Here is a 21855-nt window from a genome sequence, read left to right as displayed (position 1 = left end):
AAGGCTCCCAGTAGACGACTGGGTTGATAGGCCGGATCTGGAAGCCAGGTAACTGGTGGAGGTGACCGGTACTAATAGGCCGAGGGCTTGTCCATATTTGCTCGCGTCCACTGTGTTAGTTCTGAGGCAACGACCGTGTCATGTTTCCGGTCTTGTTTCATAGTGTTTCGGTGGTCATAGCGTGAGGGAAACGCCCGGTTACATTCCGAACCCGGAAGCTAAGCCTTACAGCGCCGATGGTACTGCAGGGGGGACCCTGTGGGAGAGTAGGACACCGCCGAACAATTTTTGATGAAAAGGCCCACACCTCATGGTGTGGGCCTTTTCGCGTTGTGGGTGTGGTTCATGGTTTTTGAGGGGGCGCTTTGCGCCCCCCTTTTTTTGTTTACAGGCGGCCGGCTGCTTTCAGTGCCAGATAGGCGTCGGCCAGTGCTGGAGCCAGGTCGTCGGGGGTCGCGTCGACCACGGTCACTCCGTGGCGGCGGAGTTGTTCCGCCGTGCGATGGCGTTCCGTCCGGGCCTGGGCGGCGGCTGCTGCCTCGTAGACCGCGTCGACGTTGCCGCGGCTCGTGGCCATGTCCGCGATATGAGGATCCGCCACTGAGGCCAGGAGGACCGTGTGCCGCTGGGTGAGTTGAGGGAGGACGGGCAGCAGGCCCTCCTCGATGGGCGCGGCGTCGAGGCTGGTGAGCAGCACGATCAGGGAGCGGCGGGGGGCCGTACGCAGGGCTGTGGCGGTGAGGCCGCGGGCGTTCGTCTCGACGAGCTCGGGTTCGAGGGTTGCCATCGCGCTGACCAGTGAGGGGAGCAGGTCGTTGGCCGTCCTGCCCTGGACCAGGGCCCGCACCCCGCGGTCGTAGGCGAGGAGGTCCACGCGGTCGCCGGCGCGGGAGGCGAGGGCTGCCAGGAGCAGAGCCGCGTCCATCGAGGCGTCGAGGCGGGGGGCGTCGCCCACGCGGCCTGCCGAGGTGCGGCCGGTGTCGAGGACGACGAGGATGTGGCGGTCGCGTTCGGGGCGCCAGGTGCGTACGGCGACGGAAGTCTGGCGGGCCGTGGCGCGCCAGTCGATGGAACGGGTGTCGTCGCCGGGGACGTACTCGCGGAGGCTGTCGAACTCTGTGCCTTCGCCTCGGGTGAGGACGCTGGTGCGGCCGTCGAGTTCGCGCAGGCGGGCGAGCTTGGAGGGGAGGTGCTTGCGGCTGGTGAAGGGGGGCAGGACGCGGACCGTCCAGGGCACCTTGTGGGTGCCCTGGCGGGCGAAGAGGCGGAGGGGGCCGTAGGAGCGGATCGTCACGCGGTCCGCCCGGCGGTCGCCGCGGCGGGTCGGTCGCAGGCGAGTGGTGAGGCGGCGGCGTTCGCCGGCCGGGACCGTCAGACGGTGGCGGGAGGCCTCCACCTCCGTGCCGGGCTGCCAACTGCTGGGCGGCCAGGCGTCGCGGACCTGGGCGCGGAGCGGGCGGCCGGACGGGTTGGTGACCGTGAGGGTGACGTCGGCCGTCTCGCCCAGGCGGGCGGAGGTGTCGCCGGACCGGGTCAGGCCGAGCCGTCGTACGGGTGCCGCCAGGGCGAAGTCGCAGGCGCAGGCCACCGCGAGGGGGGCGTTGACGGCGAGGATGCCCGTCCAGCTCGGTTCCCAGATGCCGACGGGGAGGGATCCCAGAGCCGCGAGGAGTGCGGCGCGTCCGGTGAGGGCCATCAGCGGGGGACCGGGACGTGGGCGAGGATCGCGTTGATGACGGAGTCGGCCGTCACGCCCTCCATCTCGGCCTCGGGGCGCAGTTGTACGCGGTGGCGGAGGGTGGGGAGGGCCAGGGCCTTCACGTCGTCGGGGATGACGTAGTCGCGGCCGGTGAGCCACGCCCACGCGCGCGAGGTGGCCAGCAGGGCCGTGGCGCCGCGCGGGGAGACGCCCAGGGTGAGGGACGGGGACTCGCGGGTGGCGCGGCAGATGTCGACGACGTACGCGGTGATCTCGGGGGAGATCGAGGTCTTGGCGACTGCCGCGCGCGCGGCTTCGAGGTCGGCCGGGCCCGCCACGGGGCGTACGCCGGCGGCCTTGAGGTCGCGGGGGTTGAAGCCTTCGGCGTGGCGGGTGAGGACGTCGATCTCGTCCTGGCGGGAGGGGAGCGGGATCGTCAGTTTCAGGAGGAAACGGTCCAGCTGGGCTTCGGGGAGCGGATAGGTGCCCTCGTACTCCACCGGGTTCTGGGTCGCGGCGACCAGGAACGGGTCGGGGAGGAGGCGGGGAGTGCCGTCGACCGTGACCTGGCGCTCCTCCATGGCCTCCAGGAGGGACGACTGGGTCTTGGGCGGGGTGCGGTTGATCTCGTCCGCGAGGAGGAGGTTGGTGAAGACCGGGCCGGGCTGGAAGGAGAACTCGGCGCTGCGGGTGTCGTAGACCAGGGAGCCCGTCACGTCGCTCGGCATGAGGTCGGGGGTGAACTGGACGCGCTTGGTGTCGAGTTCGAGGGCGGATGCGAGAGCGCGGACGAGCAGCGTCTTGGCGACGCCGGGGACACCTTCGAGGAGTACGTGTCCGCGGCACAGGAGGGCGACGACGAGACCGGTCACGGCGGGGTCCTGGCCGACCACGGCTTTGGCGATCTCGGCGCGCAGGGCTTCCAGGGAGGCCCGGGCGGTGTCCGGGTCCCCGGTGGTCCCGGCGTTGTCAGTGGTCGGGTCCATCATGGACGGCGTACCTCTCTTTCGAGGGCGTCGAGTTGGTCGGCTAGGGAGATGAGGGCCGCGTCGTCGCCGGGCGTCGGGCCGAAGAGCAGGGAGTGCAGGGACTGTCCGTCGCCGTTGCGGTGGAGGTGGGCGGACAGGGCGGGGAGCAGGGCTTCGGGCGCGTGCGCCTGGGCGACGGGGACGCCTACGAGGGGGGCGAGGCGGGTGCGGGTGGTGGAGCGAAGAGCGGTGGCCGCGCGGTCGCGGGCGTCGGCCTTGCGGTAGAGGCGGGCTCGGCCTTCGACGGTCTCGGAGGCGCGGATCGCCACGGGGAGTTTCTCGGGCACCAGGGGGCCGAGTCGGCGTGCCCTCCACAGGGCGGCGAGGGCTGCCGCGATGAAGAGCTGGAGTGTGCCCCAGAGCCAGCCCGAGGGGAGCAGGTCGAAGAAGCTCTTCTCGTCGTCCGGGTCGGCGGCGGAGGAGTCGGAGAGCGAGGGGAGGTACCAGACCAGATGGGGGCGGGAGCCGAGGAGTTGGAGGGCGAGCGAGGCGTTGCCCTGCTCGTCGAGGGTGTCGTTGTAGAGGATGTCGGGCGCGCCGAGTACGACGGTGTCGCCGTCCCCGGAGTCCGCCGGGACACGCACCAGGGTGGGCAGGCGGTCGCTGGGGTAGCACTCGTCGTTGCCGGGGTGGGTGACGGTGTAGCGGATGCCGCCGGTGTCGGCGTTGCCCGCGCGCCGGGCCGCCGGCAGGGCGCAGTCGGGGGAGAGCGTCGAGTCGAGGCTGGTGGCGGGGTCCGCGACGACGCCGGGGGCGAGCCGTTCGACGGACCAGTTCCCGGGGGCGACGAGGACGGTGCGGCCGTCGGAGCCGGCGGTCGCGGAGCGCAGTCGGTTCTGCTGGCCGTGCGTCAGGAGGTCGGGTACGGCGACCAGGAGCGTGGTGTCGGGGCCGGCCGCGGCGCTCGCCTCGTCCAGGGTGGTGACGACGCGGGTGTCGACGCCCCGGTCGGCGAGGAGTTCGGCGACCGCGCGGCTGCCGAAGGGGTCGGCGGAGCGCGGGTCGAGGCTGCCGTGGCGTTCGGTGGAGCGGATCGCCGCGATCGCCACGGCCGCGACGAGGAGCAGTACCAGGGCGAGCACGACGCCTCGCGCGCGGGTCCACACCTGACGGGCGGTGGGCGAGGCCGAGGTGGACGGGAGCGTGGCCTCGGTGGTCATTCGGCGGCTCCCGGGCGGGCGTTGTGGTCCGCGCTGTGGCTGCTGCCCGTGCTGCTCCGGCTGTTCCCGCTGTTCGCTGTCGCGAGGACCGGCTTGGCGCGTTCCAGGTCGCGGTCGAGTTCGGCGATGCGGTGGTACGACTGCTCGGTCGCGGCCCTGCCGCCGTACGTGACGTCGTCGAAGGCGCGGGCGGCGGAGCGCAGCCGGTCGGTGTGCGAGGGCAGGGCGCGGCCCGCCTCCGCGGCCGCCTCGTCCGCGGTGCGGCCGGGACGGACGTCGAGGAGGGCGCGTTCCTCCAGGGAGCGGACGATCGCACGCATGCGCTCCTGCACGGCCTGGCTCCAGTGGCCCTGGGCGGCGTGGGCCTCGGCGGCCGCGCGGTGGTCGGCGGCGCTGCGGGGGCGGTCGTCGAAGAGGGCGGCGGAGGAGGCGGGCCCGCGGCTCGGGGTGCCCAGGCGCCACCACAGTGCGCCGACGACCAGGACGATCGCGGCGATGACGACGACCAGGCCGAGCGGTCCGCCCGGGGTCGCCGACGAGGCGGCGTCGAACAGCTTGCCGACCCATTCCCAGAACGCGTTGAGGGCGCGCTGGAACCAACTGGGGTCGTTCTCGTGGTACATGCGCTTGGACAGCTCGCGGCGAGCCGCCTCCCGCGCGGGATCGCGCGGGATCGTCAGCGGCGGCTCGTCGGCGGACCGTGCCTTTGACAGCACGGAGGCGTCGACGCCGCGCAGCATGGTGAGCACTCCCCCCGGCAGGTTCACCGCATCAGCTCCCGGCAGCGGGGCCGGTGCCGTAGCCCTGGACGCCGGCCGCGCGGGCCAGTTCGAGGTCGAGGGCCTCGCGGCGGATGCGCTGGTCGATGTAGAGGAGCACGGTGACGCCCGCCGAGATCGGGAAGGTGATCATGGAGCCGATCACCGCGCCGATGCCGCTGATGATGAGGAACGTCCAGCCGAGGTCGCCCGTGCCGTTGACGAAGCCGCCGACCCCTTCGCCGCTGAGCGCCGCGGCGAGGAACGTGAAGGGGATGACGACGATCGCGGCGACGATGTTCGCGATGATCGCGGCCAGCAGCTGGATGCCGAGGACCCGCCACCAGGAACCGCGGACCAGCTTCGTGGAGCGGCTCATCGACTTCACGATGCTCTGCTTCTCCAGCATCAGCGCGGGCGACGCCAGGGAGAAGCGGATCATCAGCCACAGCGCGACGACGCCGGCGCCGATGACGCCCAGGGCCACCAGGGCGATACCGCCGCCGTCGGAGCCCGCGGCGGCCACGAGGATGCCCGGCAGCGCACCGACGGCGAGCACGCCGAAGGCGATGAGCATCAGCAGGAAGATCAGGCCGAACAGCCTGGGCACCTGCGGGCGGGCGTCGCGCCAGGCCTCACCGGTGGTGACCGGCCTGCCGAGCACGGCCCGGCTGGTGACGGCCGTCAGCATCGCGGTCGCGGCGATCGTGCCGATCAGGGAGATGAGGTAGACGACGGTGGAGCCGAGCATGGTCTCGCCCAGGGCGCGCGTCAGCTCGTCGGCGCTGGCGCTGGGGTCGTTGAGCGCCTCGGTACCCGCGCTGTCGTTCAGGACGAACCCCTGGAGCAGGATGACGAGGACCTCGGTCACGACCGCGACGGCCAGGGAGATGCCGAGGACCGTGCGCCAGTAGGTGCGCATGGTGGAGACCGCGCCGTCGAGGATCTCGCCCACGCCGAGCGGGCGCAGCGGGATCACGCCGGGCTTGGCCGCGGGCGGAGGGCCGCCCCAGCCGCCGTAGCCGCCGCCCCAGCCCGGGGGAGGGGTGTAGCCGGCGGGCGGGCCTGCGGGAGGCTGCGTTCCCCAGCCCGGGCCGGGGGGTGGCGGCGGAGGGGTCTGGCCGGGAGCGCCGGGGCCGGTGGGGGCGGACCACTGGCCGGCCGCCGGCTGCTCCTTGGACCACTTCGAGCCGGCGTCCTGCGCGTTGTCCTCCGGCTGCTGCGCGGGCTTAGCGGCGTCGGGCCGGGCGGCGGGCTCGGCGGGACCGGACGTGCCGGGCTCGTGCCCGTCGGACGGGGCGGATCCGGGCGAGGCCCAGCCCGGAGTGTCGTTCATCGTCGCTCCTTCACGGTGCCCGTCCGCGGTCGCGGCGGCAGGTTGGCAGCCATCGTGCCATGGGGTGGTCGGCGGGGGACCAGCCGCGGTATGGGCTGCACACCTTCAATACTCCGGCGGACAAGGGGCAGACTGATCGCATGGCTGATCAGTACGTGCAATCCGGCGAGGACAGCAAGCCCACCGAGATCCCGGCGATCCGCTGGGAGGAGCCACCCGAAGGCCCCGTGCTGGTGCTTCTCGACCAGACGAGGCTGCCGGCCGAAGAGGTCGAACTGGTCTGTACGGACGCGTCCGCGCTGGTGGAGGCGATCCGTTCGCTCGCGGTGCGCGGGGCGCCCCTGCTCGGCATCGCGGGGGCGTACGGGGTCGCGCTCGCCGCCGCGCGCGGGTTCGACGTGGAGGAGGCGGCGACCGCGCTTGCGGGTGCCCGTCCGACCGCGGTGAACCTCGCTGTGGGGGTGCGCAGAGCCGAGGCCGCCCACCGGGCCGAGCTCGGCAGGAGCGGTGACGAGGAGCTGGCGGCCGGGGCGGCGCTGGCCGCGGCCCGCAAGCTGCACCAGGAGGACGCGGCGGCCAGTGCGGCGATGGCCGAGCGTGGGCTGGCACTGCTGGACGAGCTGCTGCCGGGCGGCGGGCACCGGATCCTGACGCACTGCAACACCGGTTCGCTGGTGTCGGGCGGTGAGGGGACCGCGTTCGCGGTGGCGCTCGCCGCTCATCGCGCGGGGCGGCTGCGGCGGCTGTGGGTGGACGAGACACGTCCGCTGCTCCAGGGCGCCCGGCTGACGGCGTACGAGGCGGCGCGCAGCGGGATGGCGTACACCCTGCTGACCGACAACGCGGCGGGCTCGCTGTTCGCGGCCGGGGAGGTGGACGCGGTGCTGATCGGGGCCGACCGGATCGCGGCCGACGGCTCGGTGGCGAACAAGGTGGGGAGCTATCCGCTGGCGGTGCTCGCGCGGTACCACCATGTGCCGTTCATCGTGGTGGCGCCGGTGACCACGGTCGATCCGGACACCCCGGACGGGGCGTCGATCGAGGTGGAGCAGCGGGCCGGGCACGAGGTCACCGAGATCGTGGCGCCCCAGGTGCCGGTGGCGGGAGCCGAGGCGGGCGGCGGGATTCCGGTGGCGCCGCTGGGGACGCAGGCCTACAACCCGGCCTTCGACGTGACGCCGCCGGAGCTGGTGACGGCGATCGTCACGGAGGAGGGCGTGGTGTCGCCGGTGACGGCCGAGGCCCTCGCCGAGCTGTGCGCGAGGGCCCGCGAGGTGACGATGAGCTGACGCGGATGCGGTGGCCACGCATTCCGTCCCGGGTCGCGGCATGTCCACGGCGGCGGTCGAGGCAGACAGTGACCGTCCGGTACGACTAAGGTCACTGGTCGGTGAGCTGTCTCACCACTGCCTTCACCACTGTTATGAGAATGGGATGATGTCGTTTATGAAGGGACGAGTCCTTGTCGTCGACGACGACACCGCACTTGCCGAGATGCTGGGCATTGTGCTGCGTGGTGAAGGTTTTGAGCCGTCTTTCGTAGCCGACGGCGACAAGGCGCTGGCCGCGTTCCGTGAGGCCAAGCCGGATCTGGTGCTGCTGGACCTGATGCTGCCCGGGCGGGACGGCATCGAGGTGTGCCGCCTCATCAGGGCGGAGTCCGGCGTGCCGATCGTGATGCTGACGGCCAAGAGCGACACCGTGGACGTCGTCGTGGGCCTGGAGTCCGGCGCCGACGACTACATCGTGAAGCCGTTCAAGCCGAAGGAGCTCGTGGCCCGCATCCGGGCGCGGCTCCGCAGGTCGGAGGAGCCGGCTCCCGAGCAGCTCGCCATCGGTGACCTGGTCATCGACGTGGCAGGGCACTCGGTGAAGCGGGACGGGCAGTCGATCGCGCTCACGCCGCTGGAGTTCGACCTGCTGGTCGCACTCGCGCGCAAGCCCTGGCAGGTGTTCACGCGCGAGGTGCTGCTCGAGCAGGTGTGGGGCTACCGGCACGCCGCCGACACCCGGCTCGTCAACGTGCATGTGCAGCGACTGCGTTCCAAGGTCGAGAAGGACCCGGAGCGGCCGGAGATCGTGGTGACCGTCCGTGGTGTGGGTTACAAGGCAGGGCCAAGCTGACATGTCCGGAGACAGCGCCGCTTCGTCGCCCGGGCGGACCGGGGTGACCGCGGGGCGGCCTGTCGGGCGGAAGGGGGCCGGCTCCCGCTGGGGGCGGCTCTTCGAGGGAGGACTGCTCCAGGGCGGCGTCCAGGGCAGCCCGGTCCTCCGGCTCTTCATGCGCTGGGTGCGCCGGCCGCTGCTGCCGGTGATGCGGTTGTGGCGACGCAACATCCAGCTCAAGGTCGTCGTCACCACCCTGCTGATGTCGCTCGGCGTGGTCCTGCTGCTGGGCTTCGTCGTCATCGGGCAGGTGCGCAACGGCCTCCTCGACGCCAAGGTGAAGGCCTCGCAGAGCCAGGCCACCGGCGGGTTCGCGGTGGCCAGGCAGAAGGCGGAGGAGGCCGACGCCGGGACCGACGACACCGCTCCGGCCGACGGCCGGTCCGACCAGTTCGTCATCGAGTGGATGAGCAACCTCGTCTACTCGCTCTCCAGCGGCGGTCAGGGCGCCTTCGACGTGGTGAGCCTGCCCGTGGGCGGCGACAGCGGGAGCGGGCGCGGGCCGCGCGCCTCCGGTGACGTCGACCCGACGGCCAGCGTTCCCGAGGCGCTGCGCGAGAAGGTCGACGACAGCACGGCGGCCGCGCAGAGCTACACCCGCATCGTCTACGACAACACCGACCTGGAGTCCCAGCCCGCCCTGGTCATCGGCAAGCAGGTCAACGACCCCAACGGCGACCCCTACCAGCTCTACTACCTCTTCCCGCTCACCCAGGAGGAGAAGTCGCTCAGCCTGGTCAAGGGCACCCTGGCGACCGCCGGGCTCTTCGTCGTCGTACTGCTCGGAGCCATCGCCTGGCTCGTGGTGCGGCAGGTCGTCACGCCGGTGCGGATGGCGGCCGGGATCGCCGAGCGGCTGTCCGCCGGGCGGCTCCAGGAGCGGATGAAGGTCACCGGCGAGGACGACATCGCGCGGCTCGGCGAGGCCTTCAACAAGATGGCGCAGAACCTCCAGCTCAAGATCCAGCAGTTGGAGGACCTGTCGCGGATGCAGCGGCGGTTCGTGTCGGACGTGTCGCACGAGCTGCGGACGCCGCTGACGACCGTGCGGATGGCCGCCGACGTCATCCATGACGCGCGGGAGGACTTCGATCCGATGACCGCGCGGTCGGCCGAACTGCTCGCCGACCAGCTCGACCGGTTCGAGACGCTGCTCGCGGACCTGCTGGAGATCAGCCGGTTCGACGCCGGGGCGGCGGCGCTGGAGGCCGAGCCGATAGACCTCAGGGAGGTCGTGCGGCGGGTCGTCAGCGGGGCCGAGCCGCTCGCCGAGCGCAAGGGCACGACCGTCCGGATCGTGGGCGACCAGCAGCCCGTCGTCGCCGAGGCCGACGCCCGGCGGGTGGAGCGGGTGCTGCGCAATCTCGTCGTCAACGCCGTGGAGCACGGCGAGGGCAAGGACGTCGTGGTCAAGCTGGCCTCGGCGGGCGGGGCCGTCGCGATCGCCGTACGCGACTACGGGGTCGGGCTCAAGCCCGGCGAGGCCACACGCGTGTTCAGCCGCTTCTGGCGGGCCGACCCGGCACGCGCGCGTACCACCGGCGGTACGGGGCTCGGGCTGTCCATCGCCCTGGAGGACGCGCGGCTGCACGGGGGCTGGCTCCAGGCGTGGGGTGAGCCGGGCGGCGGCTCGCAGTTCCGGCTGACGCTGCCCAGGACGGCCGACGAGCCGCTGCGGGGCTCGCCGATACCGCTGGAGCCCAAGGACTCGCGGCGCAACCGTGGACTCGACGACGCCGGCCTGCCGCGCGGGGGCGGCGACAAGGCAGCCACCGTGCCGGTCCGGCCCAAGGACGACCAGGTGACCACCCGGGACCCGATAGCGCCCCGGACGAACCCGGTGCACCCCACGGCCGATCCGACGGCGCTGCCCGGCAACGGCGCGCGGGTGGTGTCCCGGCCGGCGCCGAATGCGCGACGGCCGGAGACCGCGGTCGGCGGGGACGCGTCCGGCGGTGGGACCGCCGACCGCGCGGACGCCGGGTCGCAGGAGTCGTACGGCCGGCAGGAGTCGTACGAGCAGCAGGGATCGTACGAACAGCAGGAGTCGTACGAGCAGCAGGGGGAGGCTTTCCGTGGACGCTGACCGCGACGGGGGCGGCCGGCGCACGCCGGGGCGCGCGGCGGTGTACGCAGCCTGTGGTGTCGTACTGCTGGCGGGGTGCGCCTCGATGCCGGACAGCGGGGATCTGCGCGGCGTGGACTCGACGCCGCGGCAGGACACGCAGGTGCGGGTCTTCGCGATGCCGCCGCAGGAGGATGCCGAGCCCACGGACATCGTGCAGGGCTTTCTCGAGGCGCTGACCAGCGACGATCCCAACTACGAGACGGCCCGCAAGTACCTGACCGCGAGCGCGGCGAAGCAGTGGCAGCCGGGGCTGTCCACGACGGTGCTCGACGACGGGCCCGGTGCCGACGTGGTGCCGCCCGTGGACCGGGAGCAGGGCGACGACAAGTCGTTCACGCTGGTCGGCACCAAGGTGGCCGTGGTGGACGCACAGCAGTCGTACACGCCGGCCTCGGGCGAGTACCGGGAGACCGTGCACCTCGTGCACGACAAGAAGACCAAGCAGTGGCGGATCGACAGCCCCCCGCGCGGTGTCGTCATGGGGAAGTCGGACTTCCAGCGCAACTACGTGTCCGTCAACAAGTACTACTTCGCCTCGAACACCAGGTCGGCGTCGGCTCCGCAGACCGTGGCGGTAGCCGACCCCGTGTACGTACGCGAGCGCGTGGACCCCATGACGCAGTTGGTGCGGTCCCTGCTCAGCGGGCCGACGAGCTGGCTCGACCCCGTCGTCAGGACGAGCTTCCCCACCGGTACGGCACTCAGGAGCGGTGTCTCCGCGCTGGCTCCCGACGACCGGAGCACGCTGACGGTGCCGCTCAACGGCAAGGCCGAGCGCGTCGGCGCGGACCAGTGCAAGGCGATGGCGACGCAACTGCTGTTCAGCCTCCAGAACCTCACCCCTGCCGTGGACGACGTCGAACTGCAGGCGGGCGGCAAGCACTTGTGCTCGGTCAGTGAGAGCGAGGCCAACGGGGACGCCATGCGCGGCTCGGTCGAGCGCCCCGATTTCCTGTACTTCGTCAACGGTGAGCACCGGCTGGTGCGGGTCTCGGCCGAGGCGGACGGCAGCGGTACGAAGGCGCAGGCGGTGCCGGTCCCCGGGGCGCTGGGCGAGGGCGACAAGGCTCTGCGGTCGGTGGCCGTCTCGCGTGACGAGCACACGGCGGCCGGTGTCGGCATCGACGGCAAGGCGCTGTACGTCGGGTCGCTGGTGTCGGGCGGGTCGCTCGGGGAGCCGGTGCTGGTCAGCACCGGCAAGAATGAGACGGACCGCCTGACCACGCCGAGCTGGGACACGGAGGGCGACCTGTGGGTGGCCGACCGGAACCCCGCCGATCCGCGGCTGCTGCTGTTCAAGGAGGGCGCGGGCGAGCCGCTGGACGTGGGGACCCCCGGCCTGGACGGGCGCATCAAGGACCTGCGGGTGGCCGCCGACGGGGTGCGGATCGCGCTCGTCGTGGAGAAGGGCGGCAAGCAGTCGCTGTTCATCGGGCGGATCGAGCGGGAGGGCAAGACCGGGGACCCGCAGAGCGTCTCGGTGCGGGAGCTGCGCTCCACGACACCGGATCTTGAAGAGGTCACGACCATGTCGTGGGCCGGTGACAGCAGGCTCGTGGTGGTCGGGCGCGAGCAGGGCGGTGTGCAGCAGACGCGGTACGTCCAGGTCGACGGTTCGACTCCGGAGGGTCCGCCGCCGGCCGCGCTCACGGGCGTGAAGGAGATCGCGGCGTCCGAGAACGACGAGATGCCCTTGGTGGCCTACTCGGAGGACGGGATCGTACGGCTGCCGTCCGGGGCGCAGTGGCAGAAGGTGGACGCGGACGGGACGGCGCCGGTTTACCCGGGGTGAGGGGGCCGGCGTGCTGCCGCGGGGGGAGCGCCTTCGGGATGCGAGAGCGGGACTGAGGCGGCTGGGTGCGCCTCCGCGCCATCGTGTTGGGAGCGGCTGCTTTTGCCGGGGGTGACTCTGGTGAGAGCGGCCGCTTTTGGTTGGTGGGGGTGGGGGATTCGTGGCTGCGGGGGGTGCCTGGATTCGCCGGCGGTGGAGCGGGGGCTGAACGGGGGCGGAATCGGTGTAGGGGGCTGATTAGTGGGGCGTGGTCGACCGGCCATTTAGTTGTATAGGGCCGGGATTTGTGGTGGGAACTGCTGTTCGTTTCAGGGGTTTGGGGTTCTACGGTCAGTTATCCACAGCCGTTATCCACAGGGGTGGTCGGCCGGCTTCCGTGTTGGCACAGTGATGGGCATGCGGGGGTGGTGGCGGGACCTCACGGATCTGGTGCTGCCGGCCGAGTGCGGAGGCTGCGGGAAGCCTCGCACGGTGCTCTGTGGGGAGTGCCGTGCCGCCCTGGACGGGGCCGCGCCGAGCCGGGTGCGACCGGTGCCGGAGCCGCCCGGCCTGCCGGTCGTCCATGCGGCGGCTCGGTATGCGGACTCGGTACGGGCGGTGTTGCTGGCGCACAAGGAGAGGGGGGTGCTGGGGCTTGCGGGGCCGCTCGGTACGGCATTGGCGGGGGCCGTGTGGGTGGCTGTGCGGGTGGCTGTGGGGGAGGTGGAGGGCCGTTCCGGCGGGGCGGGGGCGTATGCGGGGCGGACCGGTCGGACGGGGGTGCCAGGGGCGGGGGTTTCTGTGGGGATGCCGGGGGAGGGGGCTTCTGCTGGAGGGGGCGGCTGGGGGTGGTCGGAGGGTCTACGAGGGACGGGGGGAGCGGCTTCGGGCAGTGGCGGTGGCAGTGGTGGTGGCGGTGCGTCGGGAGCGGAGGTCCTGGCTGTCCGTCCCGGTGGCCCACAGTCCCCTGCGTACGTCGGTGGCGGTCGGACGGGTGAGGCGCTCGGTGTGCCGGTGTTGCTCGTTCCCGTGCCGTCCGCGCGGCGGGCGGTTCGGGCTCGGGGGCATGATCCGGCGCGGCGGATCGCGCTCGCGGCGGCAGCCGAGCTGCGGCGGGCAGGGATGCCGGCGCGGGTGGTGGCCGTACTGCGGCAGCGGTGGGGCGTGGCCGACCAGTCCGGGCTCAACTCCCGGCAGCGGAGGGAGAACCTCGCGGGCGCGCTGACCGTGGTGCCCGGTGGTGGACGGCTCCTGTCCGAGGGACTGGTCGTGCTGGTCGACGACCTGATGACGACGGGCGCGTCCCTGGCCGAGGCGGCGCGCGCGGTCCGGGAGGCGAGGGCGCGGGAGAGCCGGGAGGGGGCGGCGCAGGAGAGCCTGGCAGTGAGTGCGCGGCAGGGTGTCGTGCGCCGTGGTGAACGGACGGCCGTCGGGCGCCGTGATCAACGGCAACAGGGAGGTGCAGAGCACGGCGGTCGCGGGCACTTGGAGACAGGTGGACCGCCAGGTCATGGGCGGCCGGGACCAGCGGGACGACGGGGCCGCGTACAGCACGGGACGGACGGACTTCAGGGTGAACGACGACAGGGTCGCAGAGGGCGCCACGGTGGCCGAGCGGTGGCCGGATGTGGCGATGATCCGACGGGCCTCGTGTACACCGCTGCAACTCGGGAAGGCATGGGGGAACGGATGATCGCAGTGGCGGAGGAGGACGCGGACCGGGAGCGCTGCTTGACGACAACGGCGGGCGCCCATGGCGTCGGTGACGTCATCTGCGCGGCCGTGGTCGCGGCCTCGCCGGATTCCTTCGGAATAAACCGGAACTGACTGCGAAGTTGCATCGTTGCAGGTTACGAGAGAGTCAATTCACCTGAACGGAGGTACGCCGCGGTAGAGGGTGACGACATCCGTCCAGGCGAGATATGTTCGGTTGTGAGAGAAAGGCGCAGGCCACACCTCGCAAATCCGAATGCCGTGCCCGCGGGATTTCCACCATCACCCGCGACGGTGGAATGGAGATCTTGCCCGCGGGGGAGGAGGTGGACGTCACCGAGTCCGAGGTTCCGGGGCTCACCGGAGCCTGGTGCAAAAGGGAGATGCTCCGCATCGAGGCGGAGCGATCCGGGAACGGAGTTCTGCGTGGACATCGTCGTCAAGGGCCGCAAGACCGAGGTGCCCGAGCGGTTCCGCAAGCACGTGGCCGAGAAGCTGAAGCTGGAGAAGATCCAGAAGCTCGATGGCAAGGTGATCAGCCTCGACGTCGAGGTGTCCAAGGAGCCGAACCCCCGACAGGCCGACCGCTGTGACCGAGTGGAGATCACGCTCCGCTCCCGCGGTCCGGTGATCCGGGCGGAAGCGGCAGCCAGCGATCCGTACGCGGCACTCGACCTGGCGGCGGAGAAGCTGGACGCCCGGCTGCGCAAGCAGCACGACAAGCGCCACACACGCAGGGGCGCACGGCGGCTCACGGCGGCCGAGGTCCCCGACCACGTTCCGGACGCGGCGACGCTGAACGGCAACGGCCACCCCGTCCACGAGGACGAGTCGGACGGCGTGCCCACCAAGCGGATCGGCTCGCTGGAGATCAAGGGTGAAGGCCCCCTGGTCGTCCGCGAGAAGACCCACGTCGCCTCCCCGATGACCCTCGACCAGGCGCTCTACGAGATGGAACTGGTCGGGCACGACTTCTATCTGTTCGTCGACTCCGAGACGAAGGAACCGAGTGTCGTCTACCGGCGGCACGCCTACGACTACGGCGTCATCCACCTGAGCACGGACCCGATGGTCGCCCGGGCGCACTCTCCCGCGGTCGGCGACACGACGGGCAGCTGACCCTCCCGGATGACAGATGAGCCGGTGCCCCTGGAGCGCGTGTGCGCCCCCAGGGGCACCCGCGTGCGACCACTTCGCGCACCGCTCTGTCACCTCACTGTCGTCCGGGCATGGAATCATGGGCCCACCGGCCCAACCGGTGGGTCGTTGCCTTGGGTTGGCGATGGCACAGGACCAGCCACAGCCTTCAGGGGGAGGAACGATGGCGGACAGCTTCGGACCGCTGCACGGCGCGGACGCCGGCGACGGCGCCGTCGGCATGGGCGCGGACACGGGCTCTCCACGCAAGGAGCCGATCCGGGTTCTCGTCGTGGACGACCACGCCCTCTTCCGGCGCGGACTGGAGATCGTGCTCGCGGCCGAGGAGGACATCCAGGTCGTCGGGGAGGCGGGCGACGGTGCCGAGGCCGTCGACAAGGCCGCCGACCTGCTGCCGGACATCGTTCTGATGGACGTGCGGATGCCCAAGCGGGGCGGGATCGAGGCCTGTACCTCCATCAAGGAAGTCGCACCCAGCGCCAAGATCATCATGCTGACGATCAGTGACGAGGAAGCCGACCTCTACGACGCGATCAAGGCGGGCGCGACCGGATACCTCCTCAAGGAGATCTCGACGGACGAGGTGGCCACCGCCATCCGCGCCGTGGCCGACGGGCAGTCGCAGATCAGCCCCTCGATGGCGTCGAAGCTGCTCACCGAGTTCAAGTCGATGATCCAGCGGACGGACGAGCGGCGTCTCGTGCCGGCCCCGCGGCTGACCGACCGGGAGCTGGAAGTCCTCAAGCTGGTCGCCACCGGGATGAACAACCGCGACATCGCGAAGGAGTTGTTCATCTCGGAGAACACCGTGAAGAACCACGTGCGCAACATCCTGGAGAAGCTGCAACTGCACTCCAGGATGGAGGCCGTGGTCTACGCGATGCGGGAGAAGATCCTCGAGATCCGCTGACCCGGCAGCGGTCAGCGCAGGGCCGCCACCAGGGCCCGGGTCACCTCCGCGGTGAGCGGCTCGCGCAGCTCCGGCGCGTCCACCCGCTCGACCCGGATGTCCGTGCAGTCCACCCAGCTCGCCGCCTCGACCAGGGCCTGGGCCACCGCGGGAACCGCCTTCGGGCCGTCCAGGCTGACCTGCCTGGCCACCAGCGTGCCGCCCTCCCGGGCCGGATCCACGCGGCCGACGAGACGGCCACCTGCCAGCACCGGCATCGCGAAATAGCCGTGGACCCGCTTGGGCTTGGGGACGTACGCCTCCAGGCGGTGGGTGAAGCCGAAGATGCGCTCCGTGCGCGCGCGTTCCCAGATCAGCGAGTCGAACGGGGACAGCAGAGTGGTCCGGTGGCGGCCGCGCGGGGGTGTCTCCAGGGCCGCGGGATCGGCCCAGGCGGGCTTGCCCCAGCCCTCGACCGTGACCGGCACCAGGCCCGAGTCGGCGATCACCGCGTCGACCTGCTCGCCCTTGAGACGGTGGTAGTCGGCGATGTCCGCGCGGGTGCCGACGCCCAGCGACCGCCCGGCCAGCCGGACCAGGCGGCGCACGCACTCGGCGTCGTCCAGCTCGTCGTGGAGCAGGTCGGCCGGGACGGCGCGCTCGGCGAGGTCGTACACGCGCTTCCAGCCGCGGCGCTGCACGCAGACCACCTCGCCGTACATCAGGGCGCGCTCGACGGCGACCTTGGTGCCGGACCAGTCCCACCACTCGCTGGTCCTCTTCGCGCCGCCCAACTCCGTGGCGGTGAGGGGGCCCTCGGTGCGGAGCTGCTTGATGACCTGGTCGTAGGTGCCGTCGGGGAGCTGGTGGTTCCAGTGCGGGCGGTTGCGGTAGGCGCGGCGGCGGAAGGCGAAGTGGGGCCATTCCTCGATGGGGAGGATGCACGCCGCGTGCGACCAGTACTCAAAGGCGTGCGGTCGTGCCGGAGGCGCGCCGAGGGGAGCAGTGGTCCAGTAGGCGTCCTCCACCGTCTTGCGGCCCACCGCGCCGAGACGGGCGTACGGGATCAGCTCGTGGGAGCGGGCGAGGACCGAGATGGTGTCGAGCTGGACCGCGCCGAGGTGACGCAGGACGCCGCGGACTCCGGCCCGGCGGTCGGGAGTGCCGAGGAAGCCCTGGGCGCGCAGCACGATGCGGCGGGCCTCGTCGGCCGAGAGGTCGATGGTGGGACGCGGAGTCGTCATGGGTCCGAACGATAGAGGCCGGCACTGACAAAGCGGAGTGCCCCCGAGGATCTACCGAGGCGCGGGGAGGTACTGCACCGTCGACGGCAGGCCCAGGTCCGACGGGAGCAGCGCGCCCACCCAGCAGTCCCGGCGCACGCCCTGGTGGGTGATGCCGGAGCGCTGGACGCCCTCCATGACGAAACCGACGCGCTCCGCCACCGCGCGGGAGGACTGGTTGCCCACTTCCGCACGCCACTCCACGCGGTCGATCGACAGCTCGGTGAAGGCCCAGCGGGAGACGGCGCGCACGGCCTCGGTGACGTAGCCCTTGCCGCGGTGCTCCTTGCCGGCCCAGAAGCCGATCTCGGCGGTGCCCGGCGCACGCATGGCCAGACCCAGCATGCCCACCAGTTCCTCCTCCTCGGGCAGGAACAGGCCCCAGGTGCACGTGGTGCCGTTCGCCCAACCCGTCGGAACGAGCTGCTCCGTGAAGCTCCGGGCGTGCTCCACCAGGTAGGGGGAGGGGATCGTGGTCCAGCGCAGGATGTCGGGGTCCTGCACGGCCGCGAGGACGGTCCCGGTGTCCTGCGGGGTGGGCGGGCGCAGCAGGAGACGGTCCGTGGTCAGCGTGACGGGTTCCATCGGCCGATTCTGCTCAGGTGTTCGGTCCGGACGCCATCGTTTTCGCTGTGAGTGAGCGGGTGATCACAATTCGCGCAATTCGTGAGCGGGGCGCGGCACCATCGGCGTTCCCCGTCCGTTGTCCCCTTTGAAGCAGATTTGAAAGAGCTGACAGCCGGCCTACCCGGCAGGCCTCCCGACGCGGCGGGGTCCTCGCATACGATGGCCGTTGCTCAGTAAGCCAAATGGAAACCGACCGTCCCAGGCCCGACCGGCAAGGAGACCAACCCCCGTGTCCGTCCTCTCGAAGATCATGCGTGCAGGCGAAGGCAAGATCCTGCGCAAGCTGCACCGCATCGCGGACCAGGTCAACTCCATCGAAGAGGACTTCGTCGACCTCTCCGACGCCGAGCTGCGGGCCCTCACCGAGGAGTACAAGCAGCGGTACGCCGACGGTGAGAGCCTGGACGACCTGCTGCCCGAGGCGTTCGCCACCGTGCGCGAGGCCGCCAAGCGCGCGCTGGGCCAGCGCCACTACGACGTGCAGATCATGGGCGGCGCCGCCCTCCACCTCGGCTACGTCGCCGAGATGAAGACCGGTGAGGGCAAGACGCTCGTCGGCACCCTGCCCGCGTACCTGAACGCGCTGTCCGGCAAGGGCGTCCACCTCATCACGGTCAACGACTACCTGGCCGAGCGCGACTCCGAGATGATGGGCCGCGTCCACAAGTTCCTCGGTCTGACCGTCGGTTGCATCCTCGCGAACATGACGCCGGCCCAGCGCCGCGAGCAGTACAACTGCGACATCACGTACGGCACGAACAACGAGTTCGGGTTCGACTACCTGCGCGACAACATGGCGTGGTCCAAGGACGAACTCGTCCAGCGCGGCCACAACTTCGCCATCGTCGACGAGGTCGACTCCATCCTGGTCGACGAGGCCCGTACGCCGCTGATCATCTCCGGCCCGGCCGACCAGGCCACCAAGTGGTACGGCGACTTCGCCAAGCTGGTCACCCGCCTGAAGAGGGGCGAGGCCGGCAACCCGCTCAAGGGCATCGAGGAGACCGGCGACTACGAGGTCGACGAGAAGAAGCGCACGGTCGCCATCCACGAGTCCGGTGTCAGCAAGGTCGAGGACTGGCTGGGCATCGACAACCTCTACGAGTCGGTGAACACCCCTCTGGTGGGCTACCTGAACAACGCCATCAAGGCGAAGGAGCTCTTCAAGAAGGACAAGGACTACGTCGTCATGGACGGCGAAGTCATGATCGTCGACGAGCACACCGGCCGTATCCTCGCCGGCCGCCGCTACAACGAGGGCATGCACCAGGCGATCGAGGCGAAGGAAGGGGTGGACATCAAGGACGAGAACCAGACCCTCGCCACGATCACCCTCCAGAACTTCTTCCGCCTCTACAAGCGCCACGACCACGACGGCAAGGAACAGCCCGGTCTGTGCGGCATGACCGGTACGGCCATGACCGAGGCCGCCGAGTTCCACCAGATCTACAAGCTCGGCGTGGTCCCGATCCCGACGAACAAGCCGATGATCCGCAAGGACCAGTCGGACCTGATCTACCGCACCGAGGTGGCCAAGTTCGAGGCGGTCGTCGACGACATCGTCGAGAAGCACGAGAAGGGCCAGCCGATCCTCGTCGGCACCACCTCGGTCGAGAAGTCCGAGTACCTCTCGCAGCAGCTCAGCAAGCGCGGCGTCCAGCACGAGGTGCTCAACGCCAAGCAGCACGACCGGGAGGCGATCATCGTCGCCCAGGCCGGCCGCAAGGGCGCCGTCACCGTCGCCACGAACATGGCCGGCCGCGGTACCGACATCAAGCTCGGCGGCAACCCCGAGGACCTCGCCGAGGCGGAGCTGCGCCAGCGCGGCCTCGACCCCGAGGAGCACATCGAGGAGTGGGCCGCCGCTCTGCCGGCCGCCCTGGAGAAGGCCGAGCGGGCGGTCAAGGCGGAGTTCGAGGAGGTCAAGCAGCTCGGCGGGCTCTACGTCCTCGGCACCGAGCGGCACGAGTCGCGCCGTATCGACAACCAGCTGCGCGGTCGTTCCGGCCGTCAGGGCGACCCCGGCGAGTCCCGCTTCTACCTCTCCCTCGGCGACGACCTGATGCGCCTGTTCAAGGCCCAGATGGTCGAGCGCGTGATGTCGATGGCGAACGTCCCGGACGACGTCCCGATCGAGAACAAGATGGTCACGCGCGCGATCGCGTCCGCGCAGTCGCAGGTCGAGCAGCAGAACTTCGAGACCCGTAAGAACGTCCTGAAGTACGACGAGGTCCTCAACCGCCAGCGCGAGGTCATCTACGGCGAGCGCCGCCGGGTCCTGGAGGGCGAGGACCTCCAGGAGCAGATCGTGCACTTCATGGACGACACGATCGACGCGTACGTCGCGGCGGAGACCGCCGAGGGCTTCGCGGAGGACTGGGACCTCGACCGGCTGTGGGGCGCGTTCAAGCAGCTCTACCCGGTAAAGATCACCGTGGAGGAGCTGGAGGACGCGGCGGGCGACCGCGCGGGCCTGACCGCCGAGTACATCTCCGAGTCCATCAAGGACGACATCCACGAGCAGTACGCGGCGCGCGAGGCGCAGCTCGGCTCCGAGATCATGCGTGAACTGGAGCGCCGGGTCGTGCTGTCGGTCCTGGACCGCAAGTGGCGTGAGCACCTCTACGAGATGGACTACCTCCAGGAGGGCATCGGCCTGCGCGCGATGGCCCAGAAGGACCCGCTGGTCGAGTACCAGCGCGAGGGCTTCGACATGTTCACCGCCATGATGGAGGGCATCAAGGAGGAGTCCGTCGGCTACCTGTTCAACCTGGAGGTCCAGGTCGAGCAGCAGGTCGAGGAGGTCCCGGTCGAGGACGAGAAGCCGTCCCTCGCCAAGCAGGACTCCGTTCCGGCGCAGGCCGGCGCGCGTCCCGAGATCCGCGCGAAGGGCCTTGACGCCCCGCAGCGCAGGGACCTGCACTTCTCCGCGCCGACCGTGGACGGCGAGGGCGGTGTCATCGAGGGCGAGTTCGCCGACGACGACGAGCCCGTGCGCTCCGAGGCGGACGGCCTCACGCGCGCGGAGCGCCGCAAGCAGTCCCGCGCGCGGGGCCGCCGCAAGAAGTAGCGCGTGCGGCGTCCCGGACGCCGTTGCCGATCGACGTGACGGTGCCTGGGGCGCCGTGTCGTAGGAAGGGCCGGTCACCTGAGGGTCACCTCAAGGTGGTCGGCCCTTCGGCGTGTGGGGCACTCGCGGGCCTCTGTGGGCCTCGGCGGGGCTCTCAGTCGTCGTTCGGACGGGGTGCCCGGGGGCCGCCCAGTTCGACCGCCGTGCAGCGCCAGCGGAGGTCCTGGCCCTGTTCAAGGCGGAAGGCCATGGCGCGCAGTTGGTCGCCTGCACCGATCCGGGCGAAGGCCTCCACGGCGCCTCGGCGCGGGACGTAGTAGCCGATGTCCCGGACGACCGGGCGGGCGCCGCGGGTGCGCAGGGGGCCGCGCTCGGCGAGCCAGGCCAGCTCGTCGTAGGCACGGCCGGCGGTGTGCCGGAGCATCGAGTGCACGGGACGCTGGCCGCTCAGGACGGCAAGCAGCAGGTCGGCGAAGAGGTCGGTGGGGCGGGGCTGGGGGACGACGGGGCGCCGGGGGGTCTGGGGCGGGACGGTGGCCGTGGCCGTGGCGGTGCCGGTCGTCGTGGCGCCGGTCGTCGTGCCGCCGGAGCTGGTCGTCGTGCCGCGGTGAGCGGCCGCGGTGGGCGTCCCGTCGGGGCCGGGGATGCTCTGCGGGCGGCTGTCCGCGGGGCGCGTGCGGGCGCGGGGGCCGCTGCCGGGGGAGCCCGGTGGGCGGCCGTCGCCCGGGGCCGTGCGGGGAGCGCTGCCACCGGGAGTGCGAGGCGGCGTGCCGCCCGGGCGGCGGGAGTCGCGGCGGGCCGGCGGGCGGGTGCCGGGGTGATGCTGGGCCCTGGTCATGACCTTGTTCATGGGATCCCCGTTCAGCGGGCCCGGGAAGTACCGGGCAGTAACTTCGGTTGGGGATCTTGTACGGGGCCGGAGACCGCTGCGGCAAGGAAGCGGCGGGCCCGGGTCGGGTGGCCGGGATGTTCACCTATCAGGCTGATCCGAGGGGCGAAAAGCCCGTGAACGCGGGGGCAGGGAGGGTGAATTCCGGGCCCGGAGTGGACGCCCGCCGAGGCTTGGGCA

At 71.2% G+C, this 21855-nt stretch carries 16 protein-coding genes, 2 rRNA genes and 1 pseudogene; 10 read left to right on the top strand and 9 right to left on the bottom strand.

Annotated elements, in window-relative coordinates:
- Both ACIQJT_RS09080 and rrf read left to right on the top strand, forming a co-directional pair.
- Positions 1–95: ribosomal RNA gene (locus tag ACIQJT_RS09080) — 23S ribosomal RNA — on the top strand; the annotation flags it as partial.
- A 71-nt stretch (positions 96–166) separates the two neighbouring features.
- Positions 167–283, top strand: a 5S ribosomal RNA gene (rrf, locus tag ACIQJT_RS09075).
- A gap of 102 nt (positions 284–385) precedes the next feature.
- Here the strand turns inward: rrf and ACIQJT_RS09070 are convergent.
- The 5 genes from ACIQJT_RS09070 to ACIQJT_RS09050 are packed head-to-tail and all read right to left on the bottom strand — an operon-like array spanning position 386 to position 5981.
- Positions 386–1696, bottom strand: coding sequence for a DUF58 domain-containing protein (locus tag ACIQJT_RS09070; protein WP_402641285.1), 1311 nt, complete (start codon positions 1694–1696; stop codon positions 386–388).
- Positions 1696–2685, bottom strand: a complete 990-nt coding sequence (locus ACIQJT_RS09065; protein WP_086724790.1) for a MoxR family ATPase — start codon at positions 2683–2685, stop codon at positions 1696–1698. Before ACIQJT_RS09065 ends, ACIQJT_RS09070 begins: the two co-directional genes overlap by 1 nt.
- Positions 2685–3887, bottom strand: coding sequence for a DUF4350 domain-containing protein (locus tag ACIQJT_RS09060; protein WP_402641282.1), 1203 nt, complete (start codon positions 3885–3887; stop codon positions 2685–2687). The genes ACIQJT_RS09065 and ACIQJT_RS09060 overlap by 1 nt, the downstream gene beginning before the upstream one ends.
- Complete coding sequence (locus tag ACIQJT_RS09055; RefSeq protein ID WP_402641353.1) at positions 3884–4627, bottom strand: DUF4129 domain-containing protein; 744 nt, start codon at positions 4625–4627, stop codon at positions 3884–3886. The genes ACIQJT_RS09060 and ACIQJT_RS09055 overlap by 4 nt, the downstream gene beginning before the upstream one ends.
- A gap of 31 nt (positions 4628–4658) precedes the next feature.
- Positions 4659–5981 (bottom strand): hypothetical protein, encoded by a 1323-nt coding sequence (locus tag ACIQJT_RS09050; protein WP_365449592.1) that lies wholly within the window; start codon positions 5979–5981, stop codon positions 4659–4661.
- Positions 5982–6121: 140 nt separating this feature from the next.
- Here ACIQJT_RS09050 and mtnA point away from each other — a divergent pair, with 140 nt between their 5' ends.
- The 5 genes and pseudogenes from mtnA to ACIQJT_RS09025 form a co-directional block, all read left to right on the top strand.
- On the top strand, positions 6122–7270 hold the full coding sequence (gene mtnA / locus ACIQJT_RS09045) for an S-methyl-5-thioribose-1-phosphate isomerase (protein ID WP_365449594.1): 1149 nt from the start codon (positions 6122–6124) through the stop codon (positions 7268–7270).
- A 145-nt stretch (positions 7271–7415) separates the two neighbouring features.
- Complete coding sequence (gene mtrA, locus ACIQJT_RS09040; RefSeq protein ID WP_187283109.1) at positions 7416–8105, top strand: two-component system response regulator MtrA; 690 nt, start codon at positions 7416–7418, stop codon at positions 8103–8105.
- Between the two features lies 1 nt (position 8106).
- Positions 8107–10233, top strand: a complete 2127-nt coding sequence (mtrB, locus tag ACIQJT_RS09035) for an MtrAB system histidine kinase MtrB (RefSeq protein ID WP_402641277.1) — start codon at positions 8107–8109, stop codon at positions 10231–10233.
- Positions 10223–12067 carry an LpqB family beta-propeller domain-containing protein gene (locus ACIQJT_RS09030; protein WP_402641274.1) on the top strand — a complete coding sequence of 615 codons (1845 nt, stop codon included), beginning with the start codon at positions 10223–10225 and terminating at the stop codon, positions 12065–12067. The genes mtrB and ACIQJT_RS09030 overlap by 11 nt, the downstream gene beginning before the upstream one ends.
- 396 nt (positions 12068–12463) lie before the next feature.
- Positions 12464–12754 (top strand): annotated as a pseudogene (locus ACIQJT_RS09025) (ComF family protein); the annotation flags it as partial.
- Positions 12755–12907: 153 nt separating this feature from the next.
- On the opposite strand, the gene ACIQJT_RS09020 reads toward ACIQJT_RS09025, so the two are convergent.
- Positions 12908–13651 carry a hypothetical protein gene (locus ACIQJT_RS09020; RefSeq protein ID WP_402641355.1) on the bottom strand — a complete coding sequence of 248 codons (744 nt, stop codon included), beginning with the start codon at positions 13649–13651 and terminating at the stop codon, positions 12908–12910.
- A gap of 534 nt (positions 13652–14185) precedes the next feature.
- On the opposite strand from ACIQJT_RS09020, the gene hpf reads away from it, so the two are divergent.
- Together hpf and ACIQJT_RS09010 are read left to right on the top strand one after the other, a co-directional pair.
- Positions 14186–14878 carry a ribosome hibernation-promoting factor, HPF/YfiA family gene (hpf, locus tag ACIQJT_RS09015; RefSeq protein WP_402641271.1) on the top strand — a complete coding sequence of 231 codons (693 nt, stop codon included), beginning with the start codon at positions 14186–14188 and terminating at the stop codon, positions 14876–14878.
- Positions 14879–15080: 202 nt separating this feature from the next.
- Positions 15081–15827: a response regulator transcription factor gene (locus ACIQJT_RS09010; protein ID WP_053846265.1), complete on the top strand. Its 747-nt coding sequence runs from the start codon at positions 15081–15083 to the stop codon at positions 15825–15827.
- A gap of 11 nt (positions 15828–15838) precedes the next feature.
- On the opposite strand, the gene ACIQJT_RS09005 is transcribed toward ACIQJT_RS09010, so the two are convergent.
- Both ACIQJT_RS09005 and ACIQJT_RS09000 read right to left on the bottom strand, forming a co-directional pair.
- Positions 15839–17050 carry a winged helix-turn-helix domain-containing protein gene (locus ACIQJT_RS09005; protein WP_402641267.1) on the bottom strand — a complete coding sequence of 404 codons (1212 nt, stop codon included), beginning with the start codon at positions 17048–17050 and terminating at the stop codon, positions 15839–15841.
- A 51-nt stretch (positions 17051–17101) separates the two neighbouring features.
- A complete protein-coding gene (locus ACIQJT_RS09000; protein ID WP_402641264.1) occupies positions 17102–17674 on the bottom strand; it encodes a GNAT family N-acetyltransferase in 573 nt (190 codons plus the stop codon).
- Between the two features lie 271 nt (positions 17675–17945).
- Here ACIQJT_RS09000 and secA point away from each other — a divergent pair, with 271 nt between their 5' ends.
- A complete protein-coding gene (gene secA / locus ACIQJT_RS08995) occupies positions 17946–20786 on the top strand; it encodes a preprotein translocase subunit SecA (protein WP_365449604.1) in 2841 nt (946 codons plus the stop codon).
- A gap of 154 nt (positions 20787–20940) precedes the next feature.
- Here secA and ACIQJT_RS08990 read toward each other — a convergent pair whose 3' ends face one another.
- Positions 20941–21636: an Rv3235 family protein gene (locus ACIQJT_RS08990; RefSeq protein ID WP_402641260.1), complete on the bottom strand. Its 696-nt coding sequence runs from the start codon at positions 21634–21636 to the stop codon at positions 20941–20943.
- Positions 21637–21855 lie beyond the last annotated feature (219 nt).

The sequence above is a fragment of the Streptomyces sp. NPDC091972 genome (assembly GCF_044756385.1).
Taxonomy (GTDB): Bacteria; Actinomycetota; Actinomycetes; order Streptomycetales; family Streptomycetaceae; genus Streptomyces.
The sequence above is the reverse complement of the archived record's forward strand: the minus strand, read 5'-3'. Positions and strand labels throughout refer to the sequence as shown.